We start from the raw sequence: 14,558 nt of genomic DNA on the forward strand, positions 1-14,558 counted from the left end.
GAGACCCCTGATCGTAAGGAACGCGATGCCCAGTTCGACCACCGCCACCCGGCGTGCACGCAGCCGACCAGCCGGCGTGCCGTCCCCGTGGCAGATGTTCTTTTCAGGGTTCCTGAAACACCCGGTCATGGTCGGGTCGATCGTGCCGTCGTCGGACAAGCTGATCCGCAAGATGCTTGGTCCGGTGGACTGGGCGAACTGCAAGCTGTTCGTCGAATACGGCCCGGGCGTCGGTACGTTCTGCCGGCCGATCCTCGACCGGATGGCGCCGGATGCCAAGCTGGTCGTCATCGATACCAACCCCGAGTTCATCCAGTATCTGCGCCACACCATCACCGACCCGCGCTTCTTCGCGGTGCTGGGCTCGGCGGACGAGGTCGAGACGATCGTCGCCGACCACGGCTTCGAGAAGGCGGACTACGTGTTGTCGGGGCTGCCCTTCTCGACGCTGCCCCCTGGTGTCGGCCCGGCGATCGCGACCGCGACGCATTCGGTCCTGCGCACCGGTGGCGCGTTTCTGGTCTATCAGTTCTCGCCCAAGGTGAAGGACTTCCTGACCCCGCATTTCGAGTCGATCGACCACGACATGGAGTGGTGGAACGTTCCGCCGGCGCAGTTGTACTGGGCTTGGAAGGACTGACGCAGGCGCGGCAACGCCCGCGCCGATGCGCAAGGCGCAGCGTCAGGCCCGGCCGGCGGGTCGGCTGGAACTAGCCGAACCCGTCCGACGGCGGCTTTGCCGTCGGCGCTGGTGTAGCTAGCCCCAACTCGTCCTTCGATACGCTGTCTCGATACGGTGCTTAGTGCCTACTCAATTGCTACTCAGGACGAACGGGGAGGCTACTCGTCGATCCCGAAGTTCAGCCCGCGCGACAGGCTCGGGTCCACCACCGCCACGACGAAATACGCACCGAGCTGTTTCAATCGCTGCACCCAACCAGTGTTCGCCTGGTACAACTCCTTGGTCACCTCGGTCGACTTGGCCACTTCGCCATCGATGTACCCGCGGACATGGCCTGCGAACGCCGCATCCTCGATCCGCAGCATCAGTTCGAGGTTGATGAACAGGCTGCGCATGTCGAAATTGGCCGAGCCGATATGGACTGCGTTGTCGATCACGTAGAGCTTCGTGTGCAGCTTGGTCGGCTGGTATTCGAACAGCCGCACGCCCTTTCGCAACAGGCCGGCATATGTGAACCGCGCCGCGGCGATCGTCGCGTTGTTGTCCGATTTGCTCGCGGTCACGATCCGGACGTCGGCCTGCCGCCGCCCCGCCTTGTCGAGCCGCCGGAGCAGCGCGGGGCTAGGCGTGAAATATCCGGCGATGATATCGATCCGTCGCCCGCGCCGCATGTCGTCGCGCACCGCCCGTGCCCAGGGCGACAGCTTCCGTGTCGGCCCGCCGATCAGCCACCGCGTCGGGCCCCTGGTTTCGCTCCAGTGCGACAGCGCCGCGTTGAGCCGGCGCAGCTTGCCCTTTGGTTCGTGGATCCAGTCCTTCAGCGCATCGAAATACCCGGCCAGTCGCCCTGCCGCGGGACCTTCGACCAGTAATCCCAAGTCGCGCCACGCCTGCTCGGCCGCGGTCCCGAAATAATCGTCCTCGATGTTGAAGCCGCCGATGATGATCCGCGTTTCGTCGGCGAGTGCGAGCTTCTGATGGTTGCGGAGCAGGTAGCGGCGGCCGAAGCGTGCGGAGAACCGGCATACCGAAACTCCCGCGGCTTCGAGCGGCTCGAAGAAGGCGTGCGGGGCATCGTCGCTGCCGAAGCCGTCGACGATCAGCGCGACCTCGACCCCGCGTTTAACTGCGGCAATGAGTGCGGCGTTGACGCGCTTTCCGGACTCGTCGTCGGCGTAGATGTAATAGAGTATACGCAAGGTTCGCTCGGCGCCGTCGATCAGCGCCAGCACCGCGTCGAGGCGCCGGGGGCCGGTGTCGAGCAGCGTCATCTGGTTGCCGTCGACGGTGAAAGTCGGCTGTGCCGCAAGATCGTCCATGGCGGGTGTGATGGACATGGGGGCCGCCGGAGGCAAGCCGCGGCGGATTTCTTGACTTTGCGGGCCATGCCCCCTAGGCGACGCATTCTCATTCTATCGTTGTTACGAAGGAAGCCGCATGGCGCGCGTTACCGTCGAGGATTGTGTCGACAAGATCCCCAACCGGTTCGACCTGGTGTTGTTCGCGGCCCAGCGTGCGCGCCAGATCTCGGGCGGCGCCGAACTGACGCTCGACCGCGACCGCGACAAGAACCCGGTCGTCGCGTTGCGCGAGATCGCCGACGAGAACGTCAAGCCGGCGCATCTCAAGGAACAGGTCATCCAGGGCCTGCAGAAGGTTCGCGTCGACGACGACGACGAGGTCGATGCCGTCGGCAGCCTGGCCGCATCGGCTGAGGCGTTGCGTCTTACCGCTGCTGCGCCGCCGCGGAACCAGAATCTGGGTGCTGACTACGAGGGTTGAGGCAGCAGGATTAGCGAAAGCTAATCCGCGTCTCGGCCGAAACCCCGGCCGGCGGGCATAGCCCGACCGACGATGTGGCTTTGCCGCGGCGCGTGAAATAGAGAGAGCCCGTGGACCCAAGTCCGCGGGCTTTTTCTTTATACCCTCTCCCTAAAGGGGAGAGGGAAGGGGCCCGCGGCGCTTGCCGTGGGAAGGGTCAGGACACGTGCTTCAGGCAAACCGCCGACCTACGCCCTCTCCTTGTTCTCCCGCGAAGGCGGGAGCCCAGTCTGGATCCCCGCCTTCGCGGGGAAACAGTCTCAGCCGTGACGCTTCGGTATCACCCTGAGGTAAAGCGCCACGGCGAAGCCGCGTCGTCAGTCGTTGCTGCGCAACGCTGGCCGGGGTCGGTCCGCGACGCGGATTAGCTAGGCTAATCCGCTGACCGACCCTTAAACCCCTGCGCCACCACGAACCACTCGACCGACCCCTTCCGGCTAGCCGGCGGCTTGGCATGCTTCACGGTCTTGAAGTTCCGCTTCATCTCCGCGACCAGCTCCGAATCGGCCCCGCCCGCGAACACCTTCGACACGAACGTCCCGCCCGGCTCCAGCACTTCGCAGGCAAAGTGCAGCGCGGTCTCGACCAGCGCCATCGTCCTGAGCGCATCGGTCTGCGGATGCCCGACGGTATTCGCCGCCATGTCCGACAGCACCAGGTCCGGCGCGCCACCCAGCGCTTCGATCAGCTTGCCCGGCGCGGCATCGTCGAGGAAATCCATCTCGAAGATCGTCACGCCTTCGATCGGATCGACCGGAAGCAGGTCGATGCCCACGACCGTGGCCTTGGGTATCCGCCGACGGATCACCTGTGCCCAACCGCCTGGCGCGAGCCCCAGGTCGACCACGCGCTTCGAGCCGCGGATCAGTTCGAACCGCTCGTCGAGCTCGATCAGCTTGTACGCGGCGCGGCTGCGATAGCCGTCCGCCTTCGCACGCTTCACATACGGATCGTTCAGCTGACGCTCGAGCCAGCGCGTCGACTGCGCGGTCCGCTTCCGCGCCGTGAGCACGCGGACGTGCCCGCCCGAGCCACCGCGGCTCATGCTGCGATTCCCGACTTGCCGGGCTTGGGAGATCCCATAAGCCGGCGTAAAATCCCTTCGCGAATACCGCGGTCGGCGATGCCGAGCCGTTCGGCGGGCCACAAATCCATGATCGTCTCCAGAATGGCACAGCCCGCGACCACCAGGTCGGCGCGCTCGTTGCCGATGCACGGCAGCTTGGCGCGCTCCGTGATCGACATATGGGAAAGGTCGGCGCTGATCCGCCGCATCGCCGACGCGGGCACGATCAGTCCGTCGACCACCGAGCGGTCGTAATGGCTGAGCCCGAGATGCACGCTGCCGAGCGTCGTCACCGTGCCGCTGGTGCCGAGCAACCGCGGCCGCTCGATATGCTGAGGCAGGCGCGCGGCGAACCCCGCGAAACTGTCCGCAACGACCTGACGCATCCGCGCATAGGCGGCACGGCGCCCGTCCTCGCCTTCGCCACCGCCGGCATGCTCGGTCAGCGACACCACGCCCCAAGGCGCCGAATGCCAGTCGAGCACGGTTGGAATGGGCGTCGAAGTATCGACCAGCACGAGCTCGGTCGACCCGCCGCCAATATCGAACACGAGCGCAGGATCCTCCCCTGGTTCGATCAGCGCATGGCAGCCAAGCACCGCCAGCCGCGCCTCTTCCTCGGCGGAGATGATGTCGAGGTGAATACCGGTCTCGGCGAGCGCACGCGCGATGAACGCAGGTCCGTTCGACGCCTGCCGACATGCTTCCGTCGCGACCGACCGCGCCAGCGTCACGTTGCGCCGCTGCAACTTGTCCGAACACACGCGAAGCGCCGCGATCGTCCGCTCGATCGCCGCATCGCTCAGCTTGCCGGTCGAGGCCAATCCCTCGCCCAGCCGGACGATTCGCGAGAACGCATCGATCACCGCAAACCCGCCAGCCTGCGGTCGCGCGATTAGCAACCTGCAATTGTTGGTGCCGAGATCCAGCGCGGCAAAAGCCTGCGCATCGGCCCACCGCCCACGAGAGGGCCGGGTCGCCGCCGGACGGGCAGGACTACCCTGCCGGAACGGCATTCGGGCGGAAACATCCCCCATCGCCGTAAAACTCGCTATCTATGTCTGCCGCCGCGGGAAAATACCCGCCCGGTGCTTGGACACGAATGTAGCGCAGCGCGGCGATTACGCAAGCGAAGTGGCGGAACGGCATCATCTTGGCGTTGACAGCCTTGGCGGCCCCTCGTAGAGCCCGCCCTCGCTGATGCCCCGTCGTCTAATGGTAAGACTGCGGTTTCTGATACCGCCTATTGAGGTTCGAATCCTCACGGGGCATCCAGCGCTTCCCGCCTGAGCGGTTGACCCAGCACCGAGCGGCGATTTTCAGACCCGCGGTGCATTCCTCGATATCGTACGCCGGTTACGCCGCAGCACTCGGTTCGTCGTATTTCCACGGTTTTCGATGTTGTTTACACCCCCGGGATCGCAACACGGGTTAAGGTGGCGCGCCGGTCCGCCATCAACCTTTGGCTCGTCACCAAGGCGGGCCGGCACATCGTTTCGAGGATTACGACGCTTCGGCGACCAGCTTTGCGGCCGCGGGCGTGTTCCATTCATAGCCGCCGGTCATCCGCCACACTTCCTTGCCCGCCGAATCGTACAGGACCGTGGTCGGCAGGTTCGCCTGATAGGCAAGGCTGAGTCCCAGCTTCGGATCGAGATACGGCTTGAGCGTCGTGAACTTCTTCGCGGCGAAGAACGGCGTCACCTTCTCCGCGCCCTGCAAATCCTGGCTGACCGCGATCACCTGAACCTTGCCGGCCATCGACTTGGCGGTGGCGTCGAGCGTCGGCATCTCGGCGACGCACGGCGCGCACCAGGTCGCCCACATGTTGAGCAGCAACGGCTTGCCCTTGAACGACGCGAGCGTGACCGACTTGCCGTCCGGCGCGGTGAAGGCGACGGTCGGACCGGTCTCGCCCTTGTGGCTGCGGTCGAGCTTTTCGGTGCTGGTGGCCGGACCGGTCGCCTCGTCCGGAGCGGGGCCGGACGCGACCTCGTCGGCGGACACGGCGTTTGCCGTGACGACGTTTGCTTGCTCCGGCGCGGACGATTTCCTATCGCAGCCGGCGACCAGCAGGCCCATCCCCATCACGGCGGCGATCGGCCCAGACTTTAACAGCGAATTGAACACAGGATTCGAGAACATGGACGGTTCCAATTCGATGTGGGGCGGGCGGTTCGCCGAAGGGCCGGCAGCGGTCATGCGCGAGATAAACGCCTCCATTCCCTTCGACAAGCGCCTCTGGCAGCAGGATATTGCCGGCTCGAAGGCGCATGTCGCGATGCTCGGCAAGCAGGGCATCGTCTCAGGCGAGGATGCCGCGACGATCTCGGCAGGCCTCGATACGGTGGCGGCGTATTATGCCGAGCACGGCGTCGAGGAGGATCTGGTCCTCGAGGATATCCATATGCAGACCGAAGCGCGGCTGGCCGATGCGATCGGACCGGTCGCGGGGCGGCTGCATACCGCACGCTCGCGCAACGACCAGGTCGCCACGGATTTCCGGCTGTGGGTGCGCGATGCGATCGACCAGGCGCTGGCGGCGCTGGCGGGGTTCCAGGCGGCATTGCTGACTCGCGCGGCAGAGCATGCGGCGAGCGTTATGCCGGGCTTTACGCATTTGCAGTCCGCGCAGCCGGTGACGCTCGGGCATCATCTGATGGCGTATCACGCGATGATTTCGCGTGACGTCGGGCGGTTCGCGGACGCGCGGGCGCGGATGAACCGGTCGCCGCTTGGCTCGGCTGCGCTGGCGGGCACGGGCTTCCCGATCGACCGCGCGATGACCGCCGAGGCGCTCGGCTTCGACGGGCCGATGACCAATTCGCTCGACGGCGTCAGCGACCGCGATTTCGCGATCGAGTATCTCACCGCGGCGACGCAGACCTCGCTGCATCTGTCGCGGCTCGCCGAGGAGTTCGTGCTGTGGGCGTCGCAGCCGTTCGGGTTCGTCGCGCTGAGCGATCAATGGTCGACCGGCAGCTCGATCATGCCGCAGAAGCGCAATCCCGATGCCGCCGAGCTGGTGCGCGGGCATGCCGGGCGGATCCTCGGCTGCATGACCGCGCTGATGGTGACGATGAAGGGGCTGCCGCTCGCCTATTCTAAGGACATGCAGGACGACAAGCCGCCGGTGTTCGAGGCACACGACCTGCTCGCGCTGTCGATCGCGGCGATGACCGGGATGGTCGAAAGCGCGACGTTCCGCACCGATCGGATGCGCGGGCTGGCCGAGAGCGGCTTTGCGACCGCGACCGATCTCGCCGACTGGCTGGTGCGCGAGGCGGGTCTCCCGTTCCGCGAGGCACATCATGTCACCGGGCGTGCGGTGAAGCTGGCCGAGGAGCGCAAGATCGCGCTCGATGCGCTGCCGATCGAGGACCTGAAGGCAATCGATGCACGGATCGACGAACGCGTGTACGGCGTGCTGTCGGTCGATGCGTCGGTCGCCAGCCGGATCAGCTTCGGCGGCACCGCGCCCGACAATGTACGTGCTGCGATCCGTGCGGCGCGGGGGGAGGTAGCATGAAACGGCTTTTTGGCATCGTAGGATTGGCGCTGGCGCTGACCGGTTGCGGCGCAGCGGACGGCCTCGTGCCGGCGGAGGGCAAGACGCTCCCGGCCGCGCCTTACGGTGCGAAAACGCCGCCGACTCCCGCACAGTTGCTGACCCCCACGACGCAGCAACGCCCGCAGCGCAGCGACGAGCTGCTCACCACGTCCCAGCCGCGCCGCAGCGACGAGTTCGACCTGCCGCCGCCGAATTGAAGACCTGAACCATGGATCATTTCGCCTATCGTGACGGTGTCATGCACGCCGAGGACGTCGCCCTGCCGGCGATCGCCGAGGCTGTCGGCACGCCCGTCTACGTCTATTCGACCGCCACCTTCCGCCGCCACGCGCAGGTGTTCCGCGACGCGCTGAAGGGCGCCGGGCGCGTCCATCTGGCCTATGCGATCAAGGCAAATCCCAACGTCGCGGTGCTGCGCGTGCTGGCCGACGAGGGCTACGGCGCCGACGTCGTCTCCGCGGGCGAAATGCAGCGCGCACTGGCGGCGGGGATCCCTGCCTCGGACATCGTGTTCTCGGGCGTCGGCAAGACGCGGCGCGAACTCGCGCAGGCGCTCGATGCAGGGATCGGCCAGTTCAATCTCGAGCTAGAGGAAGAAGGCGAAGTCCTCGCCGCCTTGGCCCATGCGCGCGGCGAACGCGCGCCGGCGGTGCTGCGAGTGAACCCCGACGTCGATGCGGGCACGCACGCGAAAATCTCGACCGGGCGCAAGGAGAACAAGTTCGGCGTCGCGATCGACCAGGCGGTCGCCATGTTCGATCGCCTGTCGAAGCATGACGGCCTCGACCTGCGCGGCGTCGCGATCCACATCGGCAGCCAGCTCGCAGACCTCGCGCCGCTCGAGGCCGCCTATGCGCGGATCGGCGAGCTGGTCGCGGAACTGCGCGCTGCCGGACATACGATCAGCCGCGTCGATCTCGGCGGTGGGCTCGGTGTGCCGTACAAGCCCGGCGACGTGCTGCCGAGCCCGGCGGACTATGGCGCGATGGTCGCACGCGCTACCGCCGACTGGGACGTCGAACTGATGTTCGAGCCCGGCCGCGTGATCGCGGGCAATGCCGGCGTGCTGCTCACCGAGGTGATCTGGGTGAAGCCCGGCGTCGTGAACCCGTACGTCATCGTCGATGCGGCGATGAACGATCTCGCGCGCGTCGCGATGTACGATGCGTATCATGATTTCGTCGCGGTCGAGCCGACCGGCGATCGGATGACCGCTAACATCGCCGGGCCGGTATGCGAGACCGGTGATACCTTCGCGATGGGCCGCGACATCGACGCGGTGAAGTCGGGCGATCTCGGCATCTTCCGCACTGCGGGCGCGTACGGCGCGACGATGGCCTCGACCTACAACAGCCGCGCTTTGGTCCCCGAGGTGCTGGTCGACGGCGACCGGTTCGCGGTGGTCGCCGACCGCATCCACCCCGAGACGATCCTGGCCGCCGAGTGCGTGCCCGAATGGCTCAAGCGGTGATACTCCAGAGCCTGCCGCTGTTCGTGAGGCTGGCAGGGCGCCCGGTCATTCTGCTCGGTGAGGGCGAGGCGGCGGATGCGAAACGGCGGTTGCTCGATCGCGCAGGGGCGGACGTCGTCGGTGAGGATGCTCCGGCGTCGCTCGCGATCGTCGCGATCGACGATGAGGACGAAGCTCTAGCGGCGGTCGCGCGGCTGAAGTCGCGCGGTATCCTGGTCAACGCGGTCGATCGTTCGGCGCTGTGTGACTTTACGCTGCCGGCGATCGTCGACCGCGCCCCGGTGCTGATCGCGATCGGCACGAGCGGTGTGTCGGCCGGGCTGGCGGCGGCGTTGCGGCAGCGGCTGGAGGCGCTGATCCCCGCCGACCTCGGCAAGCTGGCGCTGGCGTTGCAGGCTGCGCGGGAGGCCTTGCGCAAGCGCTGGCCCGATATGGGGGAGCGTCGCCGGGCACTTGCTACGGCAATGGGGGCGGGCGGCATGCTCGACCCGCTATCACCGACGCATGACGTCGACGCATGGCTGGCCCCGACAGCTGCGCCCGCTGCAAAGCGCGACGTGGCGATAACCCTCGTTCTCCTGTCCGACGATCCCGAGGACCTGACGCTCCGCCAGGCGCGCGCGCTCGCCAGCGCCGACCGGGTCTATCATGGCCCTGATGTCCCTGCGGCGATCCTCGACCGTGCCCGCGCCGATGCTGCACGACTGTGCGCGGCGATGCCCGCCAATCCCGGCACCGGCCTGTCGGTCGAAGTCGAGATGGCACGATGAGTGGTTTCGCGTTCCGGATTGTCGATGGGAAAGCGACCCGCGTCGACGTCAAGGAAGCGCTCACCTGCACCGCCGACCTCGTCTGGGTGCATTTGTCGACCACCGCCGAGCATGCGCAGACCTGGCTCCGCGACGAGGCAAAGCTGCTCGACTATGTCGTCGATGCGCTCACCGCGACCGAGACCCGGCCGCGCTGCGAGGCGGTTGGCGATGGCGCGTTCCTCAATTTGCGCGGGCGATCGAAGGAGGAGCTCGACACGTCCGACCTGCTCGCGTCGGTGCGGATCTGGGCGGTGAAGGGCCGCGTCTATTCGGTCACGCGAAAACCGTTGATCGCGGTCGCGGAGGTGGAGAAGATGGTCGAGCGCCACGAGGTGCGCGATCCAGGCGACCTGATCGCCGCGTTCGCCACCGCGATCACCACCGATCTCGATCCCGACGTGGCGACGCTCGGCGACGAACTCGACGATTGCGAGGAACAGCTCGACGCCAACCGCGTGTTCGAACTGCGCCGCGCGGTCAGCAAGGTGCGCGTCGCGGCGATCGGCTACAAACGCTTCCTCAGCCCGCAACGCGCGGCGCTGGAGAAGCTGGCGGCGCTACCCGGCGACTGGCTGGCGGACGACGACCGGTTGCATCTGGCCGCGGCGGCGGACCGTGCCGCGCGGATGGCGGAGGAGCTGGAATCGATCCGCGAACGCTCGGCGCTGATCCACGAGACGCTGACGGACCTGCGCGCCGAACAGATCGACAACCGCTCGCTGATCATCTCGATCGCGGCGATGGTGTTCCTGCCGCTGACGTTCCTGACCGGCCTGTACGGCATGAACGTCAAGGGCCTGCCCTATGCCGAGGAGCCGTGGGCGTTCGATGCGATCGCGGTGGCGTGCCTGGTGATCGCGGTGGGTGTCGTCGCGTATTTCTCGATGCGGCACTGGTTCAAGCGGTAGAGCCTACGCGGCGCTGGCGGTCCGCCAGGCCTGCGCGATCTCGTCGAGCATGTCGGCTGAATCGCGGAACGGCGTCGGGTCGTGGCCGACCGAGGCGTTGACGATCGTTTTCCGGGCACCGCCGTACAGACGTGCCAGCGTTTCCGAAACCTGTCCGCCTTGCTCGAAATCGAGTCCGGCCTCCAGCGCGAACAGGATCGCGGTGGCGCGCGTGATGCGCTCGCTCTTGACCGAAAACTTGCGCTTTTCGCAGGCCCAGGCGGCGGCGCGCAGGGCTGCGACCAGTTCCTTGTAGAGCAGTTGGACGAGGGCAGGGCCGTCCGCGGTCGCGGTACGACCGACCGCGTCGATCTGGCGGTAGGTCGCGAACGGATCGCGCGCGAGCGTGCTGGCGTAGGTCACGAACTCTTGTTCCAGGCTGCGATCTGGTTGGTGAGGAATGCCTGGGTCGATTTGTACGCGGTCACACGCGAATTCATGCTGGCATATTGTTGGGTCAGGCGCGTGGTGAGCTGTGCGGATTGGTCGGTCACCTTGTCCTGCTGCTCTGTTACGTCGGCTTCCGCCGCCGTGTACCGCACGGTCGAGGCGCCGAGGCCCGTCGACGTGTTGTTCGCACTGTTGGTGAGCGCGCTAAGCGTACCGGACAGGCCGAGGACATTGGTGGACGACGGCGCGAACATCGACTCGATCGTATCGGGATAGGCGGCGATCTGGCGGGTGAGCAGCGCGGTGTCGACGCGCAGCGTACCGTTGGTGTTGGTCGCGACGCCGATCTCGGACAGGGTGCGTGGAATGCCGCCGGTCGCACCGCCGACCAGCGGCTTCGACACCAGCGCCTTCAGCGAGCGGAGGAGCGCGGTCGCGGCAGGGTCGGATCGCAGGCTGCCGGTGATCGGATCGGTCTGTTCGGTGATCGTTGCCAGCACCTCGTTGAAGGTCGTGACGACATCGTTGACCGCCTGGGCCAGCGCGTCGGTCGGCGTGCTGCTGCCGAGCGTGACCGGGATCGTGGACACCGCGTTGAGCTGCAATTTGACGCCGTCGACGAGGTCGCTGATCGTGTTGCTCGGTCGCTCGACGTCGATGCCGTCGACGGTGAGCAGCGCGTTCTGCGCGGTCGATACCAGGCTGGTCTGGGTCGACCCGCCGCCGATATCGACTGCGCCGCTGGGACCGTCGCCCTTCAACGTGAAGGCCTGCGCGGCACCGGTGCCACCCTTGACCGACAGATAGGCGCCGCCGTTCGCGTCGGTGACGACGGACGCGGTGATGCCGCTCTTCGACGCGTTGATTCCGGCGGCGATCGCATCGATGCTGCCATCGCCGATCGCGATCGAAATTCCCGTGCCGCCGCCGATCGTCAGGGTCAGCGCACCGGTATCGAGCGAGCTGCTTCGTTGCGCTGCGGGCACCGCCGTCGTCGTGCGCGCGACCTGCGCGGTCGCAAGGCGCGTGACGGTGACGCTGGCCGACAGGGTCGACAGTTTGGCGCCCGATATGGCGGTCGCGGACAGCACGGCGCCGTTTGAGCTGCTCGGCTGCGTCTGCAGGCTGCCGCCCTTCACCAGATTGGCGAGGGCGGTGGAAAAACCGGTCATCGTGCTCTTCAATGTGCTGACACCCGAGATCTGCGCGGCGAGCGTGTCCGACTTGGCCTTGAGCGCTGCGGTGCGTGCGGCGAACTGCGCGGTGACCAGTGCGGGGACGAGCGTGCCGGTATCGATGCCCGACCCGGCCTCGAGCGATTTCAGCAGCGACTGCGTTGCCGCGTTCATCACGCTCTGCGCGTTGGCGGGAGTCGCTGCAGGTGTCGGGGTCGGCGTGGCCGTCGTGCTGGTGGTCGATGTTACCATGGTAGAGTCCCTACACGTGCGCTCACCTGTAAGAACGGCTGCGCGGCGCGATTGTTTAGGCCTGTTTCATGCCGTTTTCGTCGAACCGCGCATCCTTCGGCACGGTGACGAACGGCTGGACTCCGGGCGTGGTCCCGCCCGCTGCCGCGTTCAGCCCGAACACGAACGCCAGCACGGTCGCGATCGCGGTGTAGAGGTCATCGCGGACCTCCTGACCTTCCTTGCTCGTGTAATAGACCGCACGCGCGAGCGTCGGATATTCGAGGATCGGCACGCGGCCTTCGCCGGCCAGTTCGCGGATCGCCAGCGCGGTCGCACCACGCCCCTTGGCGACTACCACCGGCACCTGATCCTTGCCGCGATCATAGCGCAGCGCCACCGCGAAATGAGTCGGGTTGGTCAGCACGACATGCGCCTCCGCAACCGATTTGCGCAGGCCCCCGCTCGCCATCGCACGCATCTTGGCGCGCATCTGGCCCTTCGCTTCGCCATTGCCCTCGGTCGACTTGTGCTCGTCCTTCACCTCCTGCTTCGACATCCGCATCTTGCCGAGGCGTCGGATGATCTGGATCGGCAGGTCGATGCCGGCGATCGCGCACAGCCCGAACGCCATCGCGATCAGGATGCCCTTGAAGATACCTCCGAGCGCCGACAGCGCCTGGTTGAGATCGGCGGATGAGGCGAGACCCATCGTCGAATGCGCGGCGTTCCACAGCATCCAGCCGCCGATCGTGCCGAGCAGGATCACCTTCAGCAACGATTTGCCGAGTTCGATCCAGCCGTTCGCGCCGAAAATACGCTTGAGCCCGGCAGCCGGATCGACGCGGCTGTATTTTGGGGCGAGCAGTCCGCCGTTGAAACCGAGCGAACCGAGTCCCGCCTGACTGAGGATCGCGGCGCCGATGCTGACGATGAACAAGGTTATGAGCGACGGCGCGAGCTTGCCGCCGGCTTCCATCAGCGGGCGCCAGGGGGAGAAATCCTCGACGTCGGCGTGCGTGAACTGGAAGCTCGAACTCATGATCGCCTTGCACGCCGAGATCAGCGTCGGGCCGGCGTAGATTAGCCAGGCGACCCCGGCGAGCATGCTCAGCGCGGTCGCGAAATCGCGCGATTTGAGGATGTCGCCCTTCTCGACCGCATCCTTCTTGCGCTTGGCGGTTGGTGCTTCGGTTTTTTCGCCCGAATCCTCCGACATCAGCCGAGTACCAGGTTTTCGGTGGCGGCGAGGCCTTCGCGGACGATGACGAGCATGTAATCGCCCATCGTCGGGAACGCGATCGCCAGCGTGACGACGCCGACCGCGAGACTGGCGGGGAGGCCGACCGCGAACAGGTTGAGCGAGGGCGCGGCGCGGCTCAGCATGCCGACGACGATGTTGAGGCAGAGCAGCAGGAAACCCACTGGCAACGCGAGCAACAGTCCGGCGAGGAACGCATAGCCGCCGAAGAACGCGATCGCCTTCAGCCGCTCGACGCCGATCCACGCGGCACCGGGGGGGAGCACGTCGTAGCTCTTCACCAGCAGGTCGATCAGGATCAGGTGGCCGTCGACCGACAGGAACAGCAGCGTCAGCATGATCGAGAAGAACTGGCCGAGCGCAGGGCTGGACTTGCCGTTCTGCGGATCCATCGAGGATGCGAAGCCGAGGCCCATCGCGCCGCCGATGATCTCGGCGGCGATGACGGGCGCGGCGAACGCGATCTGGAGCACGAAGCCGAGCGCGAGGCCGACAAGGGCTTCGGCGGCGGCGGAGAGGATGGTGGAGACGGCGAAGATGTTCTGCGGCGGGACGATCGGATGCGCAGCGAGGACGAGGAAGCCGATCGCGCCCGACAGCGTGACGCGCACGGTCAGCGGCACCGAGACGCTACCGAACACAGGCGCAGCGATGAACGTCGCACCGATGCGGATCATCACGAACACGAGCGCCCAAAGCTGTGGCTCGATGCTGAGCCCAAAACCTAGCACTGTAAAATCCCCCTCCCGCTTGCGGGAGGGGTTAGGGGAGGGCGCGGCGTACGTACTTGCGTCCGGTCGGTGGGGCACGCCCCTCCCCTGACTCCTCCCGCAAGCGGGAGGGGAGCAGCAAGTGCGCTCACTTCACCAGATCCGGGATGCGCTCGAAAATCCCGATCGTGAAATCGCTCAGCAGACCTAAAATCAGGCTCCCGAAGATCAGGATCGACACCGCGACCACGACCAACTTGGGCACGAACGACAGCGTCTGCTCGTTGATCGACGTCGCCGCCTGGATCATGCCCAGGATCAGCCCCGCCAGCAGCGCCGGGATCAGGATCGGCGCACTGGCGAGCGCCAGCACCCACATCGTCTGATTCGCGACGGTCAGGAAATATTGCGCGTCCATGCG

Annotated in this window: 16 protein-coding genes and 1 tRNA gene; 8 read left to right on the forward strand and 9 right to left on the reverse strand. The window is 66.4% G+C overall.

Annotation, left to right across the window (positions count from 1 at the left end; genetic code table 11):
* The first annotated feature begins 25 nt into the window (after window positions 1–25).
* Window positions 26–640, forward strand: a complete 615-nt coding sequence (locus tag C8J45_RS12030) for a class I SAM-dependent methyltransferase (RefSeq protein WP_107954277.1) — start codon at window positions 26–28, stop codon at window positions 638–640.
* 200 nt (window positions 641–840) lie between these two features.
* On the opposite strand, the gene C8J45_RS12035 is transcribed toward C8J45_RS12030, so the two are convergent.
* A complete protein-coding gene (locus C8J45_RS12035) occupies window positions 841–2,001 on the reverse strand; it encodes a phosphatidylserine/phosphatidylglycerophosphate/cardiolipin synthase family protein (protein WP_107963413.1) in 1,161 nt (386 codons plus the stop codon).
* A gap of 118 nt (window positions 2,002–2,119) precedes the next feature.
* Between C8J45_RS12035 and rpoZ the strand changes: the two genes are divergently transcribed.
* Window positions 2,120–2,464, forward strand: a complete 345-nt coding sequence (gene rpoZ / locus C8J45_RS12040) for a DNA-directed RNA polymerase subunit omega (RefSeq protein ID WP_055882033.1) — start codon at window positions 2,120–2,122, stop codon at window positions 2,462–2,464.
* Window positions 2,465–2,876: 412 nt separating this feature from the next.
* Here the strand turns inward: rpoZ and C8J45_RS12045 are convergent, their stop codons facing one another.
* Both C8J45_RS12045 and C8J45_RS12050 read right to left on the reverse strand, forming a co-directional pair.
* Window positions 2,877–3,548 carry an RlmE family RNA methyltransferase gene (locus C8J45_RS12045; RefSeq protein WP_056487962.1) on the reverse strand — a complete coding sequence of 224 codons (672 nt, stop codon included), beginning with the start codon at window positions 3,546–3,548 and terminating at the stop codon, window positions 2,877–2,879.
* On the reverse strand, window positions 3,545–4,606 hold the full coding sequence (locus tag C8J45_RS12050; RefSeq protein ID WP_258191428.1) for a Ppx/GppA phosphatase family protein: 1,062 nt from the start codon (window positions 4,604–4,606) through the stop codon (window positions 3,545–3,547). Before C8J45_RS12050 ends, C8J45_RS12045 begins: the two co-directional genes overlap by 4 nt.
* 164 nt (window positions 4,607–4,770) lie before the next feature.
* Between C8J45_RS12050 and C8J45_RS12055 the strand changes: the two genes are divergently transcribed.
* Window positions 4,771–4,844: transfer RNA gene (locus C8J45_RS12055), tRNA-Gln, on the forward strand.
* A 228-nt stretch (window positions 4,845–5,072) separates the two neighbouring features.
* Here the strand turns inward: C8J45_RS12055 and C8J45_RS12060 are convergent.
* A complete protein-coding gene (locus tag C8J45_RS12060) occupies window positions 5,073–5,714 on the reverse strand; it encodes a TlpA disulfide reductase family protein (protein WP_258191429.1) in 642 nt (213 codons plus the stop codon).
* 16 nt (window positions 5,715–5,730) lie between these two features.
* On the opposite strand from C8J45_RS12060, the gene argH reads away from it, so the two are divergent.
* From argH to C8J45_RS12085, 5 genes are read left to right on the forward strand one after another with little or no spacing between them, the layout of a single operon-like run.
* Entirely contained in the window at window positions 5,731–7,098 is a 1,368-nt protein-coding gene (gene argH, locus C8J45_RS12065) for an argininosuccinate lyase (RefSeq protein ID WP_107963541.1), read from the forward strand.
* Entirely contained in the window at window positions 7,095–7,337 is a 243-nt protein-coding gene (locus C8J45_RS12070; RefSeq protein ID WP_107963415.1) for a hypothetical protein, read from the forward strand. Before argH ends, C8J45_RS12070 begins: the two co-directional genes overlap by 4 nt.
* Before the next feature lie 11 nt (window positions 7,338–7,348).
* Window positions 7,349–8,611, forward strand: a complete 1,263-nt coding sequence (lysA, locus tag C8J45_RS12075) for a diaminopimelate decarboxylase (protein ID WP_107963416.1) — start codon at window positions 7,349–7,351, stop codon at window positions 8,609–8,611.
* Window positions 8,608–9,381 (forward strand): bifunctional precorrin-2 dehydrogenase/sirohydrochlorin ferrochelatase, encoded by a 774-nt coding sequence (locus tag C8J45_RS12080; RefSeq protein WP_258191431.1) that lies wholly within the window; start codon window positions 8,608–8,610, stop codon window positions 9,379–9,381. The genes lysA and C8J45_RS12080 overlap by 4 nt, the downstream gene beginning before the upstream one ends.
* Complete coding sequence (locus tag C8J45_RS12085; protein ID WP_107963418.1) at window positions 9,378–10,331, forward strand: zinc transporter ZntB; 954 nt, start codon at window positions 9,378–9,380, stop codon at window positions 10,329–10,331. The genes C8J45_RS12080 and C8J45_RS12085 overlap by 4 nt, the downstream gene beginning before the upstream one ends.
* A gap of 3 nt (window positions 10,332–10,334) precedes the next feature.
* Here the strand turns inward: C8J45_RS12085 and C8J45_RS12090 are convergent, their stop codons facing one another.
* The 5 genes from C8J45_RS12090 to fliQ form a co-directional block, all read right to left on the reverse strand.
* The gene (locus tag C8J45_RS12090; RefSeq protein WP_107963419.1) at window positions 10,335–10,733 is read right to left on the reverse strand and encodes a flagellar protein FliS; all 399 of its coding nucleotides are present in this window, start codon (window positions 10,731–10,733) and stop codon (window positions 10,335–10,337) included.
* Window positions 10,730–12,187, reverse strand: coding sequence for a flagellar filament capping protein FliD (fliD, locus tag C8J45_RS12095; RefSeq protein ID WP_107963420.1), 1,458 nt, complete (start codon window positions 12,185–12,187; stop codon window positions 10,730–10,732). Before fliD ends, C8J45_RS12090 begins: the two co-directional genes overlap by 4 nt.
* A gap of 55 nt (window positions 12,188–12,242) precedes the next feature.
* Window positions 12,243–13,385: a flagellar type III secretion system protein FlhB gene (flhB, locus tag C8J45_RS12100; protein ID WP_107963421.1), complete on the reverse strand. Its 1,143-nt coding sequence runs from the start codon at window positions 13,383–13,385 to the stop codon at window positions 12,243–12,245.
* Entirely contained in the window at window positions 13,385–14,158 is a 774-nt protein-coding gene (gene fliR / locus C8J45_RS12105; protein WP_107963422.1) for a flagellar biosynthetic protein FliR, read from the reverse strand. The genes flhB and fliR overlap by 1 nt, the downstream gene beginning before the upstream one ends.
* Window positions 14,159–14,285: 127 nt before the next feature.
* Window positions 14,286–14,555 carry a flagellar biosynthesis protein FliQ gene (gene fliQ, locus C8J45_RS12110; protein WP_055874447.1) on the reverse strand — a complete coding sequence of 90 codons (270 nt, stop codon included), beginning with the start codon at window positions 14,553–14,555 and terminating at the stop codon, window positions 14,286–14,288.
* Window positions 14,556–14,558 lie beyond the last annotated feature (3 nt).

The sequence above is a fragment of the Sphingomonas sp. PP-CE-3G-477 genome, from assembly GCF_003050745.1.
In the GTDB taxonomy this organism is placed as follows: Bacteria; Pseudomonadota; Alphaproteobacteria; order Sphingomonadales; family Sphingomonadaceae; genus Sphingomonas.

Bases quoted from the DNA above. Each gene is read 5' to 3' on its own strand.
- lysA (WP_107963416.1), top strand. From the start codon at position 7,349: ATGGATCATTTCGCCTATCGTGACGGTGTCATGCACGCCGAGGACGTC.
- C8J45_RS12050 (WP_258191428.1), bottom strand. From the start codon at position 4,606: ATGGGGGATGTTTCCGCCCGAATGCCGTTCCGGCAGGGTAGTCCTGCC.
- rpoZ (WP_055882033.1), top strand. From the start codon at position 2,120: ATGGCGCGCGTTACCGTCGAGGATTGTGTCGACAAGATCCCCAACCGG.
- fliD (WP_107963420.1), bottom strand. From the start codon at position 12,187: ATGGTAACATCGACCACCAGCACGACGGCCACGCCGACCCCGACACCT.
- C8J45_RS12085 (WP_107963418.1), top strand. From the start codon at position 9,378: ATGAGTGGTTTCGCGTTCCGGATTGTCGATGGGAAAGCGACCCGCGTC.
- argH (WP_107963541.1), top strand. From the start codon at position 5,731: ATGTGGGGCGGGCGGTTCGCCGAAGGGCCGGCAGCGGTCATGCGCGAG.
- C8J45_RS12030 (WP_107954277.1), top strand. From the start codon at position 26: ATGCCCAGTTCGACCACCGCCACCCGGCGTGCACGCAGCCGACCAGCC.
- C8J45_RS12060 (WP_258191429.1), bottom strand. From the start codon at position 5,714: ATGTTCTCGAATCCTGTGTTCAATTCGCTGTTAAAGTCTGGGCCGATC.
- C8J45_RS12070 (WP_107963415.1), top strand. From the start codon at position 7,095: ATGAAACGGCTTTTTGGCATCGTAGGATTGGCGCTGGCGCTGACCGGT.
- C8J45_RS12045 (WP_056487962.1), bottom strand. From the start codon at position 3,548: ATGAGCCGCGGTGGCTCGGGCGGGCACGTCCGCGTGCTCACGGCGCGG.
- C8J45_RS12035 (WP_107963413.1), bottom strand. From the start codon at position 2,001: ATGGACGATCTTGCGGCACAGCCGACTTTCACCGTCGACGGCAACCAG.
- flhB (WP_107963421.1), bottom strand. From the start codon at position 13,385: ATGTCGGAGGATTCGGGCGAAAAAACCGAAGCACCAACCGCCAAGCGC.
- fliQ (WP_055874447.1), bottom strand. From the start codon at position 14,555: ATGGACGCGCAATATTTCCTGACCGTCGCGAATCAGACGATGTGGGTG.